The 19,603-nt window shown below is 62.9% G+C and carries 22 protein-coding genes and 1 pseudogene; 15 read left to right on the top strand and 8 right to left on the bottom strand.

What is annotated here, in order from left to right; genetic code table 11:
* Window positions 1-45 precede the first annotated feature (45 nt).
* From OH663_RS15810 to OH663_RS15790, 5 genes are read right to left on the bottom strand one after another with little or no spacing between them, the layout of a single operon-like run.
* Complete coding sequence (locus OH663_RS15810; RefSeq protein ID WP_024944155.1) at window positions 46-858, bottom strand: ABC transporter ATP-binding protein; 813 nt, start codon at window positions 856-858, stop codon at window positions 46-48.
* Window positions 859-863: 5 nt separating this feature from the next.
* On the bottom strand, window positions 864-2,021 hold the full coding sequence (locus OH663_RS15805; RefSeq protein ID WP_000063629.1) for an MlaE family ABC transporter permease: 1,158 nt from the start codon (window positions 2,019-2,021) through the stop codon (window positions 864-866).
* Entirely contained in the window at window positions 2,018-2,638 is a 621-nt protein-coding gene (locus OH663_RS15800; protein ID WP_000837791.1) for a DUF3313 family protein, read from the bottom strand. The genes OH663_RS15805 and OH663_RS15800 overlap by 4 nt, the downstream gene beginning before the upstream one ends.
* Window positions 2,639-2,653: 15 nt before the next feature.
* On the bottom strand, window positions 2,654-2,851 hold the full coding sequence (locus OH663_RS15795) for an SMR family transporter (RefSeq protein WP_230145850.1): 198 nt from the start codon (window positions 2,849-2,851) through the stop codon (window positions 2,654-2,656).
* 5 nt (window positions 2,852-2,856) lie between these two features.
* The gene (locus tag OH663_RS15790; protein WP_223866330.1) at window positions 2,857-3,204 is read right to left on the bottom strand and encodes a TetR/AcrR family transcriptional regulator; all 348 of its coding nucleotides are present in this window, start codon (window positions 3,202-3,204) and stop codon (window positions 2,857-2,859) included.
* 100 nt (window positions 3,205-3,304) lie between these two features.
* On the opposite strand from OH663_RS15790, the gene OH663_RS15785 reads away from it, so the two are divergent.
* From OH663_RS15785 to OH663_RS15770, 4 genes are all read left to right on the top strand, one after another.
* Complete coding sequence (locus OH663_RS15785) at window positions 3,305-4,708, top strand: efflux transporter outer membrane subunit (RefSeq protein ID WP_000078291.1); 1,404 nt, start codon at window positions 3,305-3,307, stop codon at window positions 4,706-4,708.
* A 93-nt stretch (window positions 4,709-4,801) separates the two neighbouring features.
* Window positions 4,802-5,707, top strand: a complete 906-nt coding sequence (locus OH663_RS15780) for a LysR family transcriptional regulator (RefSeq protein ID WP_000405670.1) — start codon at window positions 4,802-4,804, stop codon at window positions 5,705-5,707.
* 32 nt (window positions 5,708-5,739) lie between these two features.
* Window positions 5,740-6,003 carry an EexN family lipoprotein gene (locus OH663_RS15775; protein WP_000717310.1) on the top strand — a complete coding sequence of 88 codons (264 nt, stop codon included), beginning with the start codon at window positions 5,740-5,742 and terminating at the stop codon, window positions 6,001-6,003.
* 58 nt (window positions 6,004-6,061) lie between these two features.
* On the top strand, window positions 6,062-6,379 hold the full coding sequence (locus OH663_RS15770; protein WP_000539741.1) for a DMT family transporter: 318 nt from the start codon (window positions 6,062-6,064) through the stop codon (window positions 6,377-6,379).
* A 228-nt stretch (window positions 6,380-6,607) separates the two neighbouring features.
* On the opposite strand, the pseudogene OH663_RS15765 reads toward OH663_RS15770, so the two are convergent.
* The 3 genes and pseudogenes from OH663_RS15765 to OH663_RS15755 all read right to left on the bottom strand — a co-directional run.
* Window positions 6,608-6,787 (bottom strand): annotated as a pseudogene (locus OH663_RS15765) (integrase core domain-containing protein); the annotation flags it as partial.
* Between the two features lie 101 nt (window positions 6,788-6,888).
* Window positions 6,889-7,419, bottom strand: a complete 531-nt coding sequence (locus tag OH663_RS15760) for an SRPBCC family protein (RefSeq protein WP_000043569.1) — start codon at window positions 7,417-7,419, stop codon at window positions 6,889-6,891.
* Window positions 7,420-7,700: 281 nt separating this feature from the next.
* The gene (locus OH663_RS15755; protein WP_023093368.1) at window positions 7,701-8,606 is read right to left on the bottom strand and encodes a LysR family transcriptional regulator; all 906 of its coding nucleotides are present in this window, start codon (window positions 8,604-8,606) and stop codon (window positions 7,701-7,703) included.
* Window positions 8,607-8,911: 305 nt separating this feature from the next.
* On the opposite strand from OH663_RS15755, the gene OH663_RS15750 reads away from it, so the two are divergent.
* The 11 genes from OH663_RS15750 to trbG are packed head-to-tail and all read left to right on the top strand — an operon-like array spanning window position 8,912 to window position 19,602.
* Entirely contained in the window at window positions 8,912-10,909 is a 1,998-nt protein-coding gene (locus OH663_RS15750; protein WP_001163195.1) for a conjugal transfer protein TraG, read from the top strand.
* Complete coding sequence (locus OH663_RS15745; RefSeq protein ID WP_000085131.1) at window positions 10,906-11,382, top strand: ribbon-helix-helix protein, CopG family; 477 nt, start codon at window positions 10,906-10,908, stop codon at window positions 11,380-11,382. Before OH663_RS15750 ends, OH663_RS15745 begins: the two co-directional genes overlap by 4 nt.
* Window positions 11,379-12,449, top strand: coding sequence for a P-type conjugative transfer ATPase TrbB (gene trbB, locus OH663_RS15740; RefSeq protein WP_023093367.1), 1,071 nt, complete (start codon window positions 11,379-11,381; stop codon window positions 12,447-12,449). Before OH663_RS15745 ends, trbB begins: the two co-directional genes overlap by 4 nt.
* Entirely contained in the window at window positions 12,446-12,832 is a 387-nt protein-coding gene (locus OH663_RS15735) for a TrbC/VirB2 family type IV secretion system protein (RefSeq protein ID WP_000150010.1), read from the top strand. Before trbB ends, OH663_RS15735 begins: the two co-directional genes overlap by 4 nt.
* A complete protein-coding gene (locus tag OH663_RS15730) occupies window positions 12,829-13,098 on the top strand; it encodes a VirB3 family type IV secretion system protein (protein ID WP_003092280.1) in 270 nt (89 codons plus the stop codon). Before OH663_RS15735 ends, OH663_RS15730 begins: the two co-directional genes overlap by 4 nt.
* A 12-nt stretch (window positions 13,099-13,110) precedes the next feature.
* A complete protein-coding gene (trbE, locus tag OH663_RS15725; protein WP_000933135.1) occupies window positions 13,111-15,561 on the top strand; it encodes a conjugal transfer protein TrbE in 2,451 nt (816 codons plus the stop codon).
* Window positions 15,558-16,301, top strand: a complete 744-nt coding sequence (trbJ, locus tag OH663_RS15720) for a P-type conjugative transfer protein TrbJ (RefSeq protein ID WP_003092277.1) — start codon at window positions 15,558-15,560, stop codon at window positions 16,299-16,301. Before trbE ends, trbJ begins: the two co-directional genes overlap by 4 nt.
* Window positions 16,302-16,313: 12 nt before the next feature.
* Window positions 16,314-16,526: a hypothetical protein gene (locus tag OH663_RS15715; protein ID WP_431614247.1), complete on the top strand. Its 213-nt coding sequence runs from the start codon at window positions 16,314-16,316 to the stop codon at window positions 16,524-16,526.
* Complete coding sequence (gene trbL, locus OH663_RS15710; RefSeq protein ID WP_023093366.1) at window positions 16,523-17,890, top strand: P-type conjugative transfer protein TrbL; 1,368 nt, start codon at window positions 16,523-16,525, stop codon at window positions 17,888-17,890. The genes OH663_RS15715 and trbL overlap by 4 nt, the downstream gene beginning before the upstream one ends.
* Window positions 17,891-17,908: 18 nt before the next feature.
* The gene (gene trbF, locus OH663_RS15705) at window positions 17,909-18,613 is read left to right on the top strand and encodes a conjugal transfer protein TrbF (protein WP_001211312.1); all 705 of its coding nucleotides are present in this window, start codon (window positions 17,909-17,911) and stop codon (window positions 18,611-18,613) included.
* Window positions 18,610-19,602: a P-type conjugative transfer protein TrbG gene (gene trbG / locus OH663_RS15700; protein ID WP_000776560.1), complete on the top strand. Its 993-nt coding sequence runs from the start codon at window positions 18,610-18,612 to the stop codon at window positions 19,600-19,602. Before trbF ends, trbG begins: the two co-directional genes overlap by 4 nt.
* Window position 19,603 lies beyond the last annotated feature (1 nt).

The raw sequence follows: 19,603 nt of genomic DNA, 5'->3' as shown, positions 1-19,603 counted from the left end.
CCCAATGCGTGCGCGACGGAAGAATGATGCAGATGCGGAGGGGTTTCATGGCTGCGTCTCTTGGCTGGAAGCACCAGTGGCCTGTGCGGCCGCACGGCCACGGGGGCCGTGAAAGTATTCCTGTATCCACGGGTGCTTGAAGCGCTCGACTGCCTCGATGCCGTCGTTGATGAGTACCTTCTGGTTCGCCAGGACCGCGACACGGTCGCATATGGTGTACAGCGTATCGAGGTCGTGGGTTACCAGAAACACCGTGAGGCCCAGTGCATTGCGCAGGGTCAGAATCAATTGGTCGAAAGATGCAGCCCCGATTGGATCCAGTCCTGCGGTGGGTTCGTCAAGAAACAGGATGTTCGCATCAAGCGCCAAGGCTCTCGCCAGTGCTGCTCGTTTCACCATGCCTCCGGACAACGAGGCCGGATACTTGTCTCCCGCTCCGGCAGGCAACCCCACCAAGCCCAGCTTGCTTCTTGCCAAACGCTCGGCAAGAGGCCGCGCCAGACCGACATGCTCGATCAAAGGAAGAGCGACGTTCTCCAAGACGGTCAGCGATGAATACAACGCGCCCTTCTGGAACAGAATGCCGAACCTTCGCTCCATACGCGCGCGCGCAAGCCATTGGGCTCGCAGTAGGTCGCGCCCCCCGATACGGACCACGCCCGAATGCGGCTTCTGCAGCCCGACGACGCTACGCAAGAGCACGGATTTCCCGGTGCCTGACCCTCCCACCACGCCAAGGATTTCCCCGCGCCGCACGTCCAGGTCTAGGTCCTGATGGACCTGCTGGGTTCCAAACCTGTTGTCCAGGCCGCGCACTTCAATAGCGTGTCGCACACCGTTGTCGGTGTCTTGCTTCACCGCGCTCACCAGCCCATCTCCATGAAGAACAGTGCAGCGATGGCGTCTATCAGGATCACCATGAAGATTGATTGCACGACACTAGACGTCGTGTGGTCGCCTACCGACTCAGCGCTACCGGCGACCTTGAACCCTTCATGGCAGCCGATAGCGGCGATCATCACCGCGAAGAGCGGGGACTTGCTCATTCCGACAAGAAAATGGCGCACCTCGATTTTTTCCTGCACGATGGCAAGGAACTGTGCGGGAGGAATTTCCAAGCTCAGTGCGCATACGGTGGCGCCGCCCGCAATGCCAGCCAAGATGCCTACTAAGGTGAGCAGTGGCAAGGACACAAGAAGCGCCAGCACGCGTGGCAGCACCAGTAACTCGATGGGGTCGAGCGCGTTGGAGCGAAGCGCATCGATCTCTTCATTTGCCTTCATCGAACCGATTTGGGCGGTGTACGCGCTTGCGGTACGGCCTGCAATCAATATGGCCGGGAGCAGCACTCCGAACTCGCGCATGAACGAGAAGGCGACCAGATGCACCGAGAAGATGCTCGCACCGAAGTTGGCCAGCACCGTTGCTCCCAGGAACGCCACCACCATTCCTACCATGAAGCTCAGTAGCGCCACGATGGGAATGGCGTCCACCGCTGATCGCTGGATTTGAGCGATCACCGAGGTCGCGCGCCAGCGACGCGGGTGACGAACGGTACGGCTCCATGTTTCGATGATCTGGCCCACGAACCCGGCCAGACCAAGACACGCACGACAGCCCTGTTCCAAGGTCAGGCCTATGCGTCCCAGACCGCGGAGCAGAGGATTCCCGCTCACCGCTGCTTTCTCCGTCTTCTGCTGATCGGTAGCAGCGGCGGCCAGCGCTCTCATTAGGGCGAGGCGATCCGAGGACAGATTTGGAGCTGCCTCCGGCCGGTCGAGTATCGAGTCTGGCCCGAGAATTTCCACCAGCAGAGCCGCGCCGGCGGTGTCCAGTCTCTGGACTTGCGTCCAGTCGAGTAAGGGAGTGGCGTACCCCTCGGCATGACTGATGCGGGCGGCGGACACGGATTTTGCCAGACTGGCGTAGTGCTCTATCGTCCAGTCGCCACCCGCCAGCCATTTGTGATCACCGCCGACCATGGCATCCTGCCGGAGCCAAGCCTGTGAAGCGTTGCTCATGGCTGCGTGTCCCGCCAAGCGCTGTCGATGCGCTCGATGCAGTTCGTGATCGCCGCTTTGGCATGACCCAGCAATGTGTACGAACCGGCGAACTCTTTAATGACGTTGCCGCGCTCGAAGCAACTGGCGGCAGCAACCCGGCGTCCCGTCCTTAAATCGACTGCTTCGAACTCTAGGCTGGCACCACCCGTCGTCACGGGTCCAACCAGCAGGGTCGTCATTGCATTGACTGCCCGATTCGGTGTCTGCAGTTCGGTGACCGCTACACGCACCCGAACCTGTCCCGCGCCACCTGGGGGGGCGGGACTTTTGCCTTCCTGGCGTTTCAGTTCGCTCGTCACATGGTCTAGCACTTCGCGCTGCTGCGCGTCATCGAGCCCATCGATGCGACCCGAGGCGGTCTTGATCTGCGCTTCTTCCACCACGACAGCGGCATAACGCTTGGGCTCGAATCCCGCTGCGCGGTACATCAGTACGTTCTCGTATCGTGTCGGCGATAACTTCTCGTAGTCGCCGAGAAATCCGGAGCGCGTCATGCTGTTGGTCGCGCATCCAGAGAGCGCGCCTGCTACGCAAAAAAAGATGCCGCCGCGGATCAATGCAGTTTTGCTCTTCATAATGGGTCTCCTTGATCAAACGAAACTAAGACAGGCAATGCCTGCTGCGATGAGGGCGGTGCCAGACCAGCGCGTTACCGATGCGACATCGCCTAGTAGGAGGGCGCCGACGCCCAAGTTTCCAAGTAGCCCGATTCCTGCCCAGGCTGCAGAGGCCGCGCTGATCGGAATCCGCTTGAGCGCGAACCACAAAAGTGCGCCGCTGGCCGCCATGCACGTCACTGCCACACAGAGGCCGACCCAGCGCATCGGACCGCCCGCCGTGATGGCCCGCAGGCCCAGTGGATAGCCGCGTCGAACGCCCGGATCATCTCGTCGATCAGTGTCACGAACAAATCGCGTTTGGTCTTGAAGTGATAGAGAAACGCCCCTTTGCTCAACCCGGCCCGCACAACGACGGCGTCCAGTGTCAAGCGACTGGCACCTTCCTCCAGCACCAGTTCGCGGGCGGCCTGCAGGATGCGGTCGCGAGTTCGCTGGGCTCCTTGCTGGAGGCCGGGCTGCGCATCGGCGCTGCTATGGGCAGTGGACGGGGGGGGCAACTTTGTTTTCGCGCGGGGCGGCATGGTCGTGCTCCAAAAAAGCTTGAGTCATATACAGTCCAGACGGTATAGTAGAAGCCATACAACAGTCCGTCAAGACTTTTTCGGAGCGCAAGGAGCTGCCATGTCTCAAATTCTTGAACGCTATCGCCTCATTGCCATGATTTCTCCGCTACTGCTTCTTGCGGCCTGCAGCCATGCCCCGCACTCTGCCGATCCACCTCGCCTGGATGTACCGGCCCATTTCTCAAATGAAGAGGGAGGTGAAGGCATCTTGGACAAATCGTCCCGCCGTACTCTTCCCGTCGATTGGTGGACGGCCTACGGCGATCCGCACCTCAATGCCTTGGTCCGGGCGGCGCTGGAGCGCAATACCGAACTGACGATTGCGCGAGCGCGCGTGGACGAGGCATCGGCCGCCACGCGGCGAGCACGGGCCTCCCTGCTCCCCTCGTTGTCCGCGGGCACGCAGGCAACTCGAGGACGCGACTATTCAGAGAACGTTGCAATCGGCAATGATGGCCGCGCCACGTTGTCCGCATCGTGGGAGGCAGACCTGTCGGGACGGCTTTCGCAGGCAGCAGAAGGTGCGCGCCTGGATGCGGTGGCAGCCGAACAAGCGTGGGTTGCCACGCGGTGGCAGGTCGCGTTTGAAACAGTGTCGGCGGCTGTGCAGCAGCGCCAAGCCAGTGAGCTCGAAGCGCTAGCCGCGGCGCGGCTGGCATCCGCAGAACGACTCGTCTTGCTGATGCAACGGAAGTTCGAGGCCGGACAAGCTACCGGCTTCGACATCGAGCGTACCCGCGCCGGCGTCGTCGCACTGCGCGTGGAGCAAGAGCAACTGCGGCGTGCGCGCGGCGAGGCGACGCATGCACTCGATGTACTAGTGGGACAAACGCCCGGAGCGCCTGCAGCTTCCCCAACTCTTGCGTCGCTCGCCGTCCCGGACTGGACACCGACACGCATACCTGCGGACCTGCTGAGTGAGCGGCCCGACGTGCGCGCCGCCGAAGCGAAGTTCGCCGCCGAAACCGCGCGCTGGAACGCAGCCGAAGGCGAACGCTTCCCCAGGCTGGTGTTGGACCTGAGCGGCGGACGGCAGCGCGTAGAGAGTGTGGGAACCCGCATCACTGGAAACATTTTTTCACTTGGGGCCGGGGTGTCGTTGCCGATCTTCGATGGTGGCGCGATCCGTGCCGGCATCGAGACCGGAGAGGCGCGCAGCCGAGCTGCCCGTGCGGAGTTCGAGCGCACTTTGTTGAGTGCTTTGCAGGACGTAGAGAACGCATATCTCGGTTGGCATACGCAGCACGCAGCACTGGAGCATCAGGCCGAGGGTGTCGCAGTCGCGGAGCGTCAGCTCGATCGCAGCCGACGTCTGTTCGAGGCGGGACAAGTGGACGCCACGGTGGTGGCCGAGGCTGAGGCCGGGGTGCTGTCAGCGCAGGCTTCGCTGATCCGCACGCGGGCCGAGACAGCCATGCAATGGGGCGTCCTGGCAAAAGCATTATCCGGCTCTCCTGTTTGATCGCAGAAACATGCTGGAGCAGCTTGCGAAGGCTAGCTAAATAGCGTGACGCAAGGCGAAGGTGGTGAGGCCTGAGTGATGAGGAATGCGAACATGGAAATTCGACACCTGCGCTACTTTCTGGCGGTGGCAGAGGAGCTGCACTTTGCCCGAGCCGCAGAGCGCCTCCACATAGAGACATCGCCGCTGTCGCGCGCCATCAAGGAACTTGAGGAAGAGTTGGGCGTAGCGCTATTTGCGAGAACCACTCGGAGCACCCGCTTGACTCGTGCGGGCAGGCTCTTCTTTGAGAGCGTGCCGCGTGTCTTCGCAGCTTTGCAGCAGGCGCGCGACAGTGTGAACGCCGCAGCCAATGGCTTTCATTGCCAGCTCCGTATTGCATTGTCTGATGGAATCACGCCATCGCGCCTGCCTGCGTTGTTGGCGCTCTGCCGGCAGGAAGAGCCGGAAGTGGAAGTTCGCTTCTTCGAGGTGCCTTTGGCACAGCAAATCAAGGGATTGTGTGGCGAACTGTACGATCTCGGCTTCGCTCAATCGGATGAAGTCGGCGAAGGCATCATCGCCGTGCCGGTGTGGAGTGACCCTCTGATGGTAGCTGTGCCCGCACGGCACCCCTTGCTATCCCACAAACAGATTCCCCTAGAAGAGCTGTTGCGGTATCCGCTGGTGCTCTGCGACGCGGTGGCGTGTGAGGGCCATGCTCGGCAAGTTGAACGGGTGCTACGTCGCGTGGACATAGAGCCACTGATTGCCGAACGCGTGACTTCCAGCGATCTAATGATGGTCCTGGTTTCGGCGGGACTTGCACTAGGCCTCACAGGAGGCGCGCATATCACAGCCAGCAGGGAACAGGGGGTGGTCGCACGGCCGCTGACTGGACGTTCGCCAATGCTCACGACCTATCTACTACGGCCGGCCAGCGAGCCGTCAGAAATGCTGACTCGCTTCATGGAACGCGTTCATTCGATCAAATCTCCAGATGCCAAAGGTCGGCGGTAAACCATCACACAATCTCCCAAAGAAAATTAACCATGAAGAAGATTGCTCTCATATTGCTTTCCTCGACATTGGCAGCCTGCAGCCCATCTGGGAAACCAGATAAAGCCAACCTTCCGACAGTCGATGAATTAGCGCTCAATCCTGAGCGTCTGAAAGAGTTGCGCAAGCAATGCAAGTTGGATCGACCAATGCTGGGCGACCAACTATGTAACCGGGTTGCCGAGGCTACGCGAAAGCGCTTTTACGAAGATGGCGATGTGCCCCACACCACGCCTAAAGAGCCGCCGAAGTTCTAAGCTGGTGGTCATGCCGGAGTATGTATGCCGGATATGAAAAATTTGAAGGAGAATCGCAATGGGTTGGATCTATCTTGTTTTGGCTGGATTGTTTGAAATCGGATGGCCGGTCGGGCTGAAAATGGCGCAAGAGCCAACATCGCGTTGGAGTGGGGTCGCAGTAGCCGTCTCTTTCATGACAATTAGCGGCGCCTTCCTATGGCTTGCTCAGCGTCAGATACCGATTGGGACTGCTTATGCGGTGTGGACGGGTATCGGAGCGGCGGGAACTTTCTTAGTCGGAATTCATTTCTATGGCGACCCAACCTCCCTGATGCGATACCTTGGCGTGGCGTTGATCATCCTGGGCGTTATCACGCTCAAGTTATCGAGTTGATCGCTAGCTCCATTGGTAGCGTAGTCGCTAGGCGACCCAGCTCCCAGAGTGGATCGGGCGCTGGGAACTCGTACGGTCACCTCCTCTCTCTAGTCGCTATGTGACGAGCTTGCCGGCGCCTCGGGAGAGTTCGAGCCAGTGCGCGTAAGGCGGTGGGAGCACCCATTCCGGGTGGCTCCACCTTCAGTGCCTGCGCCAAGGTGACCTGAGTACGAACTTTGTAGCCAGTCAGGCAGTGAGTTCGGAGGGGATGCTATCGGATTGGATCCAGTTGCGCCGGATCGTCGCCGGCGGTTTGTAAGCATGCGCGCTATGCGGCCGCTGCTCGTTGTAGAACTGTCGCCAACGTTCGATCAGCACCTTCGCTTCGGTCCGACTGCGGAACCATTCGCGGTTGAGCAGTTCGTCGCCCATCGTTGCCTGCGAAGTCAGGACCAGCAGAATCCTGAGGGGAGTTCTCATCATGGTTTTCTCCGTTCAGACGCTTGGGATCAAGCGGCCGGAGACCACTACGCCTGCTTGGCTTTGCGCGCTGCCTCGACCAAGCTGTCGAGCCAGTCCTGATGGCCGTTGATCATCGGGTTGGGTTTGGCGTTGTGCAGCTCCTCGGCCGGTTTGCCCTTCTGAGTTTCCTGCGTGAGGATGCGCACGCGCCTGCCGTCCAGGTTCTCAACCAGCCAGGCGTGATGCACATCCAGGCGCGTATCTGTGCCTTCCTCGCCGGACCAGCCGTGCCAGGCCACGCGGCCGGGTTGCCCATCCGCAGGTGGCACGTATTCGTTGCACTGCCCCTCTACCGGGAAGCCGAAGGTCTCGAAGTAAAACCGATCGCCGTCGGCCAGTACCGGGCCTTTGCCGTCATGAAAGCACACGTTAGCCGAGTTGGCGTAGTAGCTTGGCCACAGCGATGGTGTGACGAGTAGAGGCCATACGTCGGCCGCGCTCAAGCCGGCGGCGATGATCTCATTGGAGGCGAAATTCTCAGTAAAGCCCGGCGTGTAGCCTTCGGGCCAGAGGATGGCGTTCTGTTGCTTGCTCATATCGAAGCTCCTTCACAAAATGTCGATGACGCAACAGGGGTGGCTGCGTCATTCAAGTGGTCATGGAGCAAATCATGAGCCTCCATCTGCAATAAGTGAAATCCTAAGTTTCTATTTTTGATATCATAAAATATGATATCAAGGCCTAGGTTCTGCCATCCACCGACTAGGCTATCTCGCAGCGGCGCTACGAAAGGGCGCGTCTCCAATTGAGCCGACTGATTGCTTATTTGTAGTGCGAGGTAGAGTTGTGCTGAGCATGACGATAGGAGCGATCTTGCCTACTTGTTGTTAGCACAGGAAGTGAACAGCAGTGCTCGTATCCAGCGATGTGCTGGATCGTGATGGGTGCGTTCGTGCCAAGCAGCCGTCTTGGTGAACCCCGGTATCTTCACCGGCGGCAGGGAGATAGCCAGCTTGTCCATACCGGCGACCAAGCGGCTCGGCAAGATCGCAACCATGTCACTGGCACGCAGGATGTCTGGCAAGATCAGAAAGCTCTTGACCGACAGTGTGACGCTGCGTCGTTTGCCCAACTGTTCTAGCGCATCGTCGGTGACGCCGCGGAAACCTCCACCATCGTAGGAAACAAGCGCATGGTCGAGAGCACAGAACTGTTTAACGGTCAGCTTGCGCCCCATAGCCGCAGGATGGTCTTCCCGCAGGACACACACATAGTGTTCCTTGAACAGCTCTCGGGCATGCAGATTTGGCGGAGTGATCTCTGGCGTCAGGAGGGCTAAATCGATCTGACCGCGCTCAAGCTGGTTCTGTAGCTGCCCGCTCTCGACTGGCACTAATGAGACTCGTACACGCGGTGCGTGCCGTTTAAGTGCCGATAGAAATGGGACAGCAACGGCACGCAGCGCATAGTCCGTCGCGGCGATGGAGAAGGTCAGTTGTGCGGTGGCCGGATTGAAGGAAGGTGGCTGGAGCAGCGCGTCGATTTCGGCGAGCACCTGCTTGACAGGCATCCCTAGATCCAGCGCCCGCTGCGTTGGAACGATACCCCGCTGCGAGCGCGCGAAAAGCGGGTCACCGAAGCTCTCGCGCAACCGCGTCAGCATGCCACTCAAGGCCGGCTGGGTTAGTCCCAGACGGGCCGCCGCCCGTGTCACATTGCGTTCGTCTAACAATGCGTCCAGCGCCTTGAGCAAGTTGAGATCCATACTCTTGATATTTTTCATTTTTATTCCAATCTTAAATATCATCGTTTTTCATGATATCTAAATATTGCCTATGAGTGGAAGCAAGGCCCATTGACGGCTTTTTTTGGGTAACTTGCTTGGAACTCTGTATGCGCCGCAGTGCGCTTTCGCTTGCGGCGCTTTTCTTTGACTCGCCACCGCGCTCATTCTTTCTTTTCCCTCGACCATTGTGCTGCGAACGGTCTTTGACCGGCACTAGCCCAGAACCGATCCTGACGCCTGCGACACCCCCTGTGCAACGCTTTCAATGAGACACCAGCGCAGGAGAAATCGGAGGACAGGTCATGCAAGGGACGAACGTTCTGTTCGGCCAGATCGCTGTGGTAATCGGCATCGTGATCGCCGGCGTCTGGGGCGCCACACAATGGACAGCAGCGACCCTTGGCTATCAAGTACGCCTCGGATCGCCCTGGTTCGATCTTCTAGGTGTACCGGTTTATCACCCGTGGCGCTTGTTCGAATGGTGGTTCTTCTTTGATGCCTACGCGCCGCACGTCTTCGACACAGGCGGTGCGATTGCGGGTGGTAGCGGTTTGTTCGCTTTACTCGTCGCCATCGCCATGTCGGTATGGCGTTCTCGGCAGTCGCGGCTGGTTACGACTTATGGTTCGGCACGCTGGGCCGATGCCGTCGACATCCGCAAAGCTGGACTGACCCTCCCGGCGGGCGTCTTCCTCGGCCAACACGACGACCAATACCTCCGACATGAGGGGCCGGAACATGTCCTGAGCTTCGCACCCACGCGCTCGGGCAAGGGCGTGGGCTTGGTGGTGCCTACGTTGCTTTCGTGGCCGGCGTCCGCCGTCATTCACGACATTAAGGGAGAGAACTGGAAGATCACGGCGGGCTGGCGTTCGCGCTTTTCGCACTGCCTGCTTTTCAACCCCACCGATAGGCAGTCGGCCGCCTACAACCCGCTGCTTGAAGTCCGGCGCGGCGCACATGAAGTGCGCGACGTGCAGAACATCGCCGACATTCTGGTTGACCCTGAAGGTGCGTTAGAGAAGCGCAATCATTGGGAGAAGACCAGCCACGCGCTACTGGTCGGTGCAATCTTGCATGTTCTGTACGCAGGCGAGGACAAGACGCTGCGCGGCGTCGCCAACTTCCTCAGCGACCCGGCGTGTCCGTTCGAGCTGACGCTGCACCGGATGATGACGACGAAGCACCTGGGCGATGCGCCTCACCCGGTTGTCGCATCCGCTGCCCGCGAAGTGCTCAACAAGTCGGACAACGAGCGATCGGGCGTGCTCTCCACCGCCATGTCGTTTCTCGGCCTGTACCGCGACCCGACCGTGGCCGAAGTCACATCGCGCTGCGATTGGCGCATCGCCGACCTGATTTCCGCCGAGCACCCGGTATCGCTCTATCTGGTGGTGCCGCCCTCCGACATAAGCCGCACCAAGCCGCTGATCCGGCTCATCTTGAACCAGATCGGGCGGCGGCTGACCGAATCGCTCGACGGCAGCGATGGCATCGCGCGCCGGCACAAGCTGCTGCTGATGCTGGACGAGTTTCCGGCGCTGGGTCGCCTCGATTTTTTCGAGTCCGCGCTTGCCTTCATGGCCGGCTACGGCATCCGCAGCTTTCTCATCGCTCAAAGCCTGAACCAGATCGACAAGGCGTATGGGCAGAACCATTCCATCCTCGACAACTGCCATGTCCGGGTGACTTTCGCCACCAACGACGAAAGGACGGCGAAAAGGATTTCCGAAACCCTCGGCACCGCCACCGAGCTTCGCGCGCAGCGCAACTACGCGGGCCACCGCCTCGCTCCGTGGCTGGGGCACCTGATGGTGTCGCGTCAGGAAACTGCACGTCCGCTGCTGACGCCCGGCGAGGTGATGCAGCTTCCACCTGAGGACGCCGTAGTCATGGTGTCCAGCGTTGCCCCGATCCGCGCGAAGAAGCTGCGTTACTACGTCGACGCCAATTTCAAGGATCGCGTCCTGCCACCGCCCGTGCTCGCAGTCGGGAGGTACGCCGACGCGCCGCCAGCCCGCCCCGACGACTGGAGCGGCTTGGCGATCCCGGCCGTACCTACGGCGCCGACCTCGGTATCCGCCGATGGTCCGGGCGGCACCGATGACGGCGGCCCGCGCCGCCAGCTCGAACTCTCCGAAACCGTCGCCTACGAGCCCGAGTTGGACGCGTGTGCGAACGACCTGGAGCTGCTCGATGACGACGACCTGGCGCTCCCGCTTCCCGGCCAGCTCGACCCGGCCATGCAGCGCACGGCCCGGCTGGCTTCTCTCGACCCCAACGACGGAATCGACCTATGAGCCAATACCGCCTCAATCTTTTCATCCAGCCCGAGCACGCCAAGCGCCTGGATGAACTTGCCGCCAAGAAAGGCGTGTCCAAGTCCTCCATCGTCGCAGCGGCCTTGGCGTCCTGGCTGTCACCCGATGCGGGCGACCAGCGTGAGGCCGCCATTGCCAAGCGGCTGGATCGACTGTCGCGGCAGACCGAACGCATGGAGCGCGACCAGAACATCCAGATCGAAACGCTGGCGCTGTTCATCCGCTATTTCTTGACCATCAGCACGCCGGTGCCAGAAGCCCACAAGGACGCGGCCCGCGCCCAGGGCAAAGCGCGCTTCGAGCAGTTCGTCGAGCAGTTGGGTCGCCACCTGCTGCGTGGCCGCAGTCTGGTGCGCGACGTGGTGGAGGAACTGCACCCCGATCCGATGCGGATGGATGACGCAGCAGCGATGGCGTCCGCCGATGAGCGAGCTGCAGAGCGTGCGTCATGAGTGCCGTTCCGCAGATTCCGCCTGAATCTCGCTCATCCGCCGCGGCGTCCCAGGATCGCCGCATCCAGATGCTGCGCACGGCGATGGGGCCGCTGATCGCCGCTGCGCTCGAAGATCCGGATGTTGTGGAAATCATGCTCAACCCCGATCGCACCCTGTGGGTGGATCGGCTGTCGTCGGGTCGCTCGCCGCTGGGCGTGGAGATGCCCGAGGCCGATGGTGAACGCATCATCCGCCTGGTCGCCGCGCATGTCGGCGCGGAGGTGCATCGCGGCCAGCCGCTCTTGACCGCCGAGTTGCCGGAAACCGGCGAGCGTTTCGAGGGCATCCTGCCTCCGGCCGCCCCGGGGCCAGCCTTCGCGCTACGCAAGCGGGCCGTGAGCATCATCGGCCTGGATCGCTACGTGGCCGACGGCATCCTGACCGCCGGGCAGGCCGAGTTCCTGCGCCGCGCCGTGCGCGAGCGGCAGAACATCCTGATCGCCGGCGGCACCAGCACCGGCAAGACCACGCTGGCGAACGCGCTGCTGGCCGAGATCGCCGCCACAGGCGACCGCGTGCTGGTGCTCGAAGACACCATCGAGCTGCAATGCGCGGCCCGCGACCATGTGCCGCTGCGCACCCGCGCCGGCGTCGTCACAATGACCGAGCTGGTGCGGGCCACGATGCGCCTGCGGCCTGACCGCGTGATCGTCGGCGAAGTGCGTGGCGGCGAAGCCCTGGACTTGGTGAAGGTCTGGGGCACCGGCCACCCCGGCGGCATTGCCACCATCCATGCCGGCTCCGCCTTGGGCGCACTGCTGCGTCTGGAGCAACTGATCCTCGAAGTGGCAGTGAATCCGCCCCGCGCCCTGATCGCCGAGGCGGTCAACGTGGTGATTCACATCGCAGGCCGTGGCCGCAAACGTCACGTCGAAACCATCTCCCGTGTCGTCGGCTTCGACGGTGCGGGCTATCGCCTGACAGATGCGCTGGAAACGCCGTTTCCCGAGCTGCCGCCGGTTCCTCTTGCAGCCGCTGCCGCTGCGCCTTCCTCGACCCCTGACCAACCTGGAGAACTGCCATGACGCACGTTGATGCTTTCCGTCTTTCCGTAAATCCTATTTCTCGCCTGTCCAGCATGGCGCGGCTGCGCCACCTGGCCCGTCCCGCAGGGCAAGGGCTGCTGCTGGCCGCGCTGATGCTGTTGCTGGCGGGCACGGCGCAGGCCGCCGGTTCCTCGATGCCGTGGGAAGGGCCGCTGACCTCCATCCTCGAATCCATCCAAGGGCCAGTCGCCCGGATCGTGGCGGTGATCATCATCATCTCGACGGGGCTTGCGCTGGCGTTCGGTGATACCAGCGGCGGCTTTCGCAAGCTGATCCAGATCGTGTTCGGCCTGTCCATCGCGTTCGCCGCGTCCTCGTTCTTCCTGTCGTTCTTCAGCTTCTCCGGAGGGGCCGTCGTATGAGTAAGGCCACCGATCTTCCGGGCTTTGAAGTGCCGCTGCATCGCTCGCTGACCGAGCCGATCCTGCTGGGCGGTGCGCCGCGCACCGTGGCGATTGCCAACGGCACGCTAGCCGCCGCCGTCGGGCTGGGCCTGCAACTGTGGATTCCCGGCGTGGTGCTCTGGATCGTCGGCCACTCGCTGGCCGTATGGGGTGCGCGCGTCGATCCGCAGTTCATGCAGGTCTTCGCGCGGCATATCAAACACCGCCCGCTTCTGGACGTGTGAGGGGAGGACGCCATGCTGAACCTTGCCGAATATCGTCAGCGCCCGGCCTTGCTTGCCGACTGGCTGCCCTGGGCCGGGCTGGTCGCGCCGGGCGTTGTGCTGAACAAAGATGGTTCGTTTCAACGCACGTTCCAGTTTCGCGGCCCCGACTTGGACAGTGCGACACAGGGCGAGCTGATTGCCACGTCGGCGCGGCAGAACAACGCGCTTCGCCGTACCGGGTCTGGCTGGGCCTTCTATATCGAGGCCGAGCGGATGCGGGCATCGAGCTATCCGCAATCCTCCTTTCCCGAACCACTGTCCTGGCTGGTGGATGAGGAGCGACGCGCGGCGTTCGAGGAGTCGGATGGCCATTTCGAGAGCGTCTATCACTTCACGTTGCAACACCTACCGCCGCAAGAGTCTCGCGCCCGTGCGGCTGGGATGCTGTACGAGAACCGGCCCACTGAGGGTGTGGACTGGCGTGGTCGGCTTGATTCCTTCGTGGCAGAGACCGATCGCGTGTTCGACCTGCTCGATGGTGTGATGCCGGAGATTGCCTGGCTGGACGATAGCCAGACGCTGACCTACCTGCATGCCACAGTCTCCACGCGGCGCTATCGCGTCGGCGTGCCCGACGTGCCGTTCCATATCGACGCACTGCTGGCCGATGCCGCGCTGGTCGGCGGCCTGGCGCCCATGCTGGGCGATCAGCACCTGCGCGTGGTGTCGGTACGAGGCTTCCCGACCTCGACCTGGCCGGGGATCTTGGACGACCTCAACCGCCTGGGCTTTGCGTATCGCTGGAGTACGCGCTTCCTGTGCCTGGACAAAGCCGAGGCGGAACGGGAATTGGGGCGCTTGCGGCGCCAATGGTTCGCCAAGCGCAAGAACGTCATCGCGCTGCTGCGCGAAACGATCTTTCAGCAGGAAAGCCCGCTGGTCGATACCGATGCCAGCAACAAGGCCGCCGACGCCGATGCCGCCTTGCAGGAGCTGGGCAGCGATCAAGTCGCCTTCGGCTACCTCACCGCCACGGTGACGGTGCTCGACGCCGACCCGGCCGTGGCCGACGAGAAGCTGCGCATGGTGGAGCGCGTCATCCAGGGCCGGGGTTTCGTGACCATCCCCGAAACCCTCAACGCAGTCGATGCCTGGCTGTCGTCCGTCCCCGGCAACGCATACGCGAACGTGCGTCAGCCCATCGTTTCGACGCTGAACCTGGCGCACATGATGCCGATGTCAGCGGTATGGGCTGGGCCGGAGAAGAACGAACACCTCGATGGCCCGCCGCTGATCGTCACCCGCACCGATGGCGCGACGCCGTTCCGGCTGGTGACGCACATCGGCGACGTGGGGCACACCCTTGTCGCCGGGCCGACCGGCATGGGCAAGTCGGTGCTGCTCGCCATATTGGCCATGCAGTTCCGGCGCTACTTCGGCTCGCGGATCTTCGCCTTCGACATGGGGCGCTCGATGCGCGCCACCATCCTCGGCCTTGGCGGTGAGCACTACGACCTCGGTGCCGATGGCGGCATCGCCTTCCAGCCACTCGCGCGAATAGCCCACGAGGGCTACCGCACCTGGGCCGCCGAATGGGTGGAGGGCCGGCTGCTGCACGAAGGCGTGACGGTCGGCCCGGACGAGAAGGCTGCCATTTGGTCGGCGCTGCGAAGCCTTGCCGGTGCGCCAGTGGAGCAGCGCACCATGACCGGCTTGTCGGTGTTATTGCAGTCCAACGCGCTGCGCCAAGCGCTCGCGCCCTATGTGTTGGGCGGCGCCCACGGCAAGCTGCTGGACGCTGACCACGACCGGCTGGGCATGGCCGACGTGCAGGGCTTTGAGATGGAAGAACTGATGCACAGCCCCGCCGCCGTGCAAGCAGTGCTGCGCTACCTGTTCGCCCGCTTCGACGAACGTTTTGACGGCGCGCCCACGCTGCTGATCCTCGATGAAGCGTGGCTGTTCCTCGATGAGCCGTCCTTCGCGGCCCGCATCCGGCAATGGCTCAAGACGCTCAGAAAAAAGAACGTCAGCGTCATCTTTGCCACGCAGTCGCTGGCCGACATCAAGGACTCGACCATCGCGCCAGCCATCATCGAAAGCTGCGCGAGCAGGATCTTCTTACCTAACCCGCAGGCCACCGAGCCGCAGATTCGCACGATCTACGAAGGCTTCGGCTTGAACAGCCGCCAGATTGAGATCGTGGCGACCGCACAGCCCAAGCGCGATTACTACTACCAGTCGCGCCTCGGCAATCGCCTGTTCGACCTCGACCTGGGGCCTGTCGCGCTCGCATTCGCGGGCGCATCCACCCCTCAAGACCAACGCGATATTGACCGCGTGCTGACGCAGGCCGGCGCTCCCGGCTTCGCCGGCGCGTGGCTGCGCCATCGCGGCCTCGGCTGGGCCGCCGACCTGCTGCCGTCCGCTCCGGCGGCAGCTTCCTTTCTCGCTTCTCAACCGCTGGAGGTTTCACCATGAAGACCAAGCCCCGTTTGCTCTCTGTCTCACTCGCTGCCGTGCTGTCGGTATCGCTGCTGGCCGTGCAGCCCGCATCCGCGCTGACGGTGTTCGACCCGTCCAACTTCGTGCAGAACACGCTGACCGCCGTGCGCACGCTGGAACAGATCAACAACCAGATCAACCAGCTTCAGAACGAGGCGCAGATGTTGATGAACCAGGCCAGGAACCTGGCAAATCTCGACTTCAACATCGTCAACCGCCTGCGCTCGACGCTCGCCACCACCGAGCGCCTGATCGCCGAGGCGCGCGGCTTGGCCTACGACGTGCAGAGCATGGATGCCACGTTCGCCCGCCTGTACCCGGAACAGTACGCCGCCACCATCAGCGGCGACCGCATGGCACAGGACGCCCGCGAACGCTGGCAGAACACCTTGAACGGCTTGCACACCGCGATGCGGATGCAGGCGCAGGTGTCGCAGAACCTCGCCCAAGACGAAAGCGCGCTGGCCGATCTCGTGAGCCAGAGCCAGTCGGCCACCGGCGCGCTGCAAGCGATGCAGGCGACGAACCAGCTCCTGGCTTTGCAGGCCAAGCAGTCGATCCAGGCGCAGCAGCTCCAGATCACGCAAGACCGGGCCGCTTCACTGGAACTGGCGCGGCAAGCGGCGGCTATGGAGCGCGCCCGCGAAGTGCGGCGGCGCTTTCTGGGCACCGGCACGCCGTACACGCCGCAGTCCGTCAACTTCTATAACAACTGACCGGAGGCGGCCATGCGATGCGCTTCCGTCCTGATGGCCGTGGGCGAGGATGCCTGCCGCGCCGCCGCTGAAGCCTTCCGGCGGCGCTTCTTCGCCGGCCATACCGGGCCGGATGAATACAACTCGCTGGCTGAACTCCCGCCGATTCCGCCGAGCTTCGATACGCCCGCAGATGAATTGCCAGAGGGCGCCGTTCCGCTCACTCCGCCCGAGGATTCGCCATGAACGACGTGACCATCATCGACCGTTTCCTCGATACGTTCTCGCGCTACATCGACTCGGGCTTCGGCTTATTGCAGGGCGAAGTGGCATTTCTCACCGCCACGCTCATCGTCATCGACATGACGATCGCTGGCCTGTATTGGGCCATGAGCCACGCCACCGGCCAGGGCGACGACGTGATCGCCAAGCTGCTGCGCAAGGTGCTCTGTGTCGGCGCGTTCGCCTACATCATCGGCAACTTCAACTGGCTGGCGAGCATCGTGTTCCGCTCGTTCGCCGGCTTGGGAATTACCGCTACCGGCTCGGCCATCACGATGGAGAACTTCCTTCAGCCGGGCCGGCTGGCGAAGACCGGCATCGACGCAGCCGCGCCGATTCTGGAACAGATCGGGGACATGGCTGGGTTCCCCGAGGTGTTCGTGAACATCGACCCTATCGTGGTTCTGTTCATCGCCTGGCTGGTGGTGATCCTCTGCTTCTTCGTGCTGGCCGTACAGCTTTTCATCACGCTGATCGAGTTCAAACTGACTACGCTCGCCGGCTTCGTCTTGATCCCGTTTGCACTCTGGAACAAGACCTCGTTCCTCGCGGAAAAGGTGCTAGGCAACGTGGTGTCGTCAGGCATCAAGGTCTTGGTGCTGGCCGTCATCGTCGGCATCGGTTCAGGCCTGTTCGCCGAGTTCCAGGTGCATCCCGACGAACCATCCATCGACCACGCGCTGGTCGTGATGCTGGCCTCGCTCGCGCTGCTGGCGCTGGGCATTTTCGGCCCCGGTATCGCCACCGGCCTGGTGTCCGGTGCGCCACAGCTTGGTGCGGGCGCGATGGCTGGTGCTGCGGTCGGGGCTGTCGGCACCGGCGTTGCCATCGGCGCCGCCGTAACGGGCGTGGGCGGCGCCGTCATGGCCGGGGCACGAATGGCCCCGGCGGCCGCAAAGCTGGCCGGTGCCGGTGCGCGTGCCGCGACTTCGGCGGCCGGCAGTGCCCGATCGGCGTTCCAGGCCGGTTCCGCTGCGGCCGGCGGCGGTGCCAAGGGCGCGGCGGCTGGCCTCGGCAATGTCGCCAAGACTGGCGCACAAGCCGCAGGCCGCAGCGTCACCTCTGGTGCTTCCGCTGTTGGGCAGAAGGTGGCCGACTCCTTCCGCGCTGGCTGGAACGGCACAGAAGCCGGCAGCGACGGTGCTGGCCCCGGCCAGACCGCAGACGGCACCGCAGGCTCGCAGAAGCAACAGCAACCGGCCTGGGCCAAGCGGATGCACCGCCGCCAGCAGGCTACCCATGCCGCGACCACTGCCGCCCACACGCTGCGCGGCGGCGACGGCGGCGGCTCCGGGCAAGGCCCGAGCCTGCGGGATTCCGATACCTAACCTTCAAGGAGAACACCCATGCGATTCAAACGACCGCAGGTGCGCTACGCCGATACGCCGCAGCCTGCCACCCCGTATCAAGCCGCCGCCCAGGTGTGGGACGACCGTATCGGCTCCGCCCGCGTGCAGGCGAAGAATTGGCGCCTGATGGCCTTCGGCTGCCTAGTGCTCGCGCTGTTGATGGCCGGCGGCCTGGTGTGGCGCTCGGCGCAGTCCATCGTGACGCCCTATGTCATCGAGGTCGATCAAGCCGGGCAGGTGCGCGCCGTGGGAGAGGCCGCCACGCCGTACCGGCCCGGCGACGCGCAGATCGCGCACCACCTGGCGCGCTTCGTGACGCTGGTTCGCTCGCTGTCCATCGACCCCATCGTGGTGCGGCAGAACTGGCTCGATGCCTACGACTACACCACCGACAAGGGCGCGGCGGTGCTCAACGACTACGCCCGCACCAATGACCCATTCGCCCGCATCGGCAAGGAATCGGTAACGGTGCAAATCACCAGCGTGGTTCGCGCGAGCGACACGTCTTTCAACGTGCGCTGGACAGAGCAGCGCTATGTCAACGGTGCGCCCGCCGGCACCGAACGCTGGAACGCCGTGCTTTCGACCGTCCTGCAAACCCCGCGTACTGAACAGCGCCTGCTCAAGAACCCATTGGGTATCTACGTCAACGGCCTGTCATGGAGCCGCGAACTGGATTCTTCCGAAGGAGCCAAACCATGAAACTTCGTTTCCGCCTTTACGTTGTTCCTTTGACGCTGCTGGCCCTCGCGGGCTGCGCCTCGCAGGGGAAGCCGCCGCCATCCATCTCGCTCGACGAGACGGTGCTGGCCCAGCCGTTGCCCGAACCGCCCAAGCCCGTCGAAGTCGTCGCCGTCCCTGAACCGCTGGCGCTGCCGGCGCAGTTGAAGCCCCTGCCGGAACTCGATGAGGCCCCCGTTGCGCCGGAGCCGGCCGACGAAAAGGTGCGCGTTTCCCGTGCCAATGCAGAAGCGCGTATCGCGCCTACCCGTGAGGGCTACGTCAACGCGATTCAGGTGTGGCCGTTCACCGATGGCGCGCTTTATCAGGTCTATGCGTCGCCGGGGCGCGTGACGGTGGTTTCGCTTCAACCGGGCGAGGAACTGGTAACGGTCGCCGCCGGCGATACCGTGCGCTGGATCGTGGGCGACACGTCCAGCGGCGGCGGGGCCGATCTGCGCGTCAATGTGCTGGTCAAGCCTATCCGCTCCGGTCTGAAAACCAATCTCGTCATCACCACCAGTCGGCGCACCTACCTGCTGGAGCTGACCTCGACCGAGAGGGCATGGATGGCGTCGGTGTCCTGGGACTATCCGAAAGACCGAATGCTCGCGTTGCAGCGCCAGGCGCAGGCAGCGCAGGCAACAACGCCTGTCGATACGGGCCTGTCGCTGGACAAGATCCGCTTCCGCTACGCGGTATCGGGCAGCAACCCGCCGTGGAAGCCTCTGCGCGCCTTCGATGATGGAGAGAAGGTCTATATCCAGTTCCCGCCGGGCATCGCCCAGGGCGAGCTGCCGCCGCTGTTTGTCATCGGCGCGCAGGGCGACGGGCAACTGGTGAACTACCGTTTTCGCTCGCCGTACTACGTCGTGGATCGCCTGTTCGGCGCGGCCGAACTGCGGCTGGGCGGCGATGGCGGCGACGTGGTGCGGATCGAGCGCACCGATGGTGTTGCACGGAGGAACTGAC

This window comes from Citrobacter sp. Marseille-Q5395 (assembly GCF_947057495.1).
GTDB lineage: Bacteria > Pseudomonadota > Gammaproteobacteria > Enterobacterales > Enterobacteriaceae > Citrobacter > Citrobacter murliniae.
This window is presented reverse-complemented; position numbering and strand designations above follow the sequence as displayed.

Coding starts and splice junctions, on each gene's coding strand:
- OH663_RS15755 (WP_023093368.1), bottom strand. CDS start 8,606: ATGAAAAATATCAAGAGTATGGATCTCAACTTGCTCAAGGCGCTGGAC.
- trbL (WP_023093366.1), top strand. CDS start 16,523: ATGAACGACGTGACCATCATCGACCGTTTCCTCGATACGTTCTCGCGC.
- OH663_RS15780 (WP_000405670.1), top strand. CDS start 4,802: ATGGAAATTCGACACCTGCGCTACTTTCTGGCGGTGGCAGAGGAGCTG.
- OH663_RS15785 (WP_000078291.1), top strand. CDS start 3,305: ATGTCTCAAATTCTTGAACGCTATCGCCTCATTGCCATGATTTCTCCG.
- OH663_RS15735 (WP_000150010.1), top strand. CDS start 12,446: ATGACGCACGTTGATGCTTTCCGTCTTTCCGTAAATCCTATTTCTCGC.
- OH663_RS15770 (WP_000539741.1), top strand. CDS start 6,062: ATGGGTTGGATCTATCTTGTTTTGGCTGGATTGTTTGAAATCGGATGG.
- OH663_RS15800 (WP_000837791.1), bottom strand. CDS start 2,638: ATGAAGAGCAAAACTGCATTGATCCGCGGCGGCATCTTTTTTTGCGTA.
- OH663_RS15760 (WP_000043569.1), bottom strand. CDS start 7,419: ATGAGCAAGCAACAGAACGCCATCCTCTGGCCCGAAGGCTACACGCCG.
- trbE (WP_000933135.1), top strand. CDS start 13,111: ATGCTGAACCTTGCCGAATATCGTCAGCGCCCGGCCTTGCTTGCCGAC.
- trbF (WP_001211312.1), top strand. CDS start 17,909: ATGCGATTCAAACGACCGCAGGTGCGCTACGCCGATACGCCGCAGCCT.
- OH663_RS15795 (WP_230145850.1), bottom strand. CDS start 2,851: ATGGCGGCCAGCGGCGCACTTTTGTGGTTCGCGCTCAAGCGGATTCCG.
- trbJ (WP_003092277.1), top strand. CDS start 15,558: ATGAAGACCAAGCCCCGTTTGCTCTCTGTCTCACTCGCTGCCGTGCTG.
- OH663_RS15775 (WP_000717310.1), top strand. CDS start 5,740: ATGAAGAAGATTGCTCTCATATTGCTTTCCTCGACATTGGCAGCCTGC.
- trbB (WP_023093367.1), top strand. CDS start 11,379: ATGAGTGCCGTTCCGCAGATTCCGCCTGAATCTCGCTCATCCGCCGCG.
- OH663_RS15730 (WP_003092280.1), top strand. CDS start 12,829: ATGAGTAAGGCCACCGATCTTCCGGGCTTTGAAGTGCCGCTGCATCGC.
- OH663_RS15715 (WP_431614247.1), top strand. CDS start 16,314: ATGCGATGCGCTTCCGTCCTGATGGCCGTGGGCGAGGATGCCTGCCGC.
- OH663_RS15790 (WP_223866330.1), bottom strand. CDS start 3,204: ATGCCGCCCCGCGCGAAAACAAAGTTGCCCCCCCCGTCCACTGCCCAT.
- OH663_RS15745 (WP_000085131.1), top strand. CDS start 10,906: ATGAGCCAATACCGCCTCAATCTTTTCATCCAGCCCGAGCACGCCAAG.
- trbG (WP_000776560.1), top strand. CDS start 18,610: ATGAAACTTCGTTTCCGCCTTTACGTTGTTCCTTTGACGCTGCTGGCC.
- OH663_RS15805 (WP_000063629.1), bottom strand. CDS start 2,021: ATGAGCAACGCTTCACAGGCTTGGCTCCGGCAGGATGCCATGGTCGGC.
- OH663_RS15750 (WP_001163195.1), top strand. CDS start 8,912: ATGCAAGGGACGAACGTTCTGTTCGGCCAGATCGCTGTGGTAATCGGC.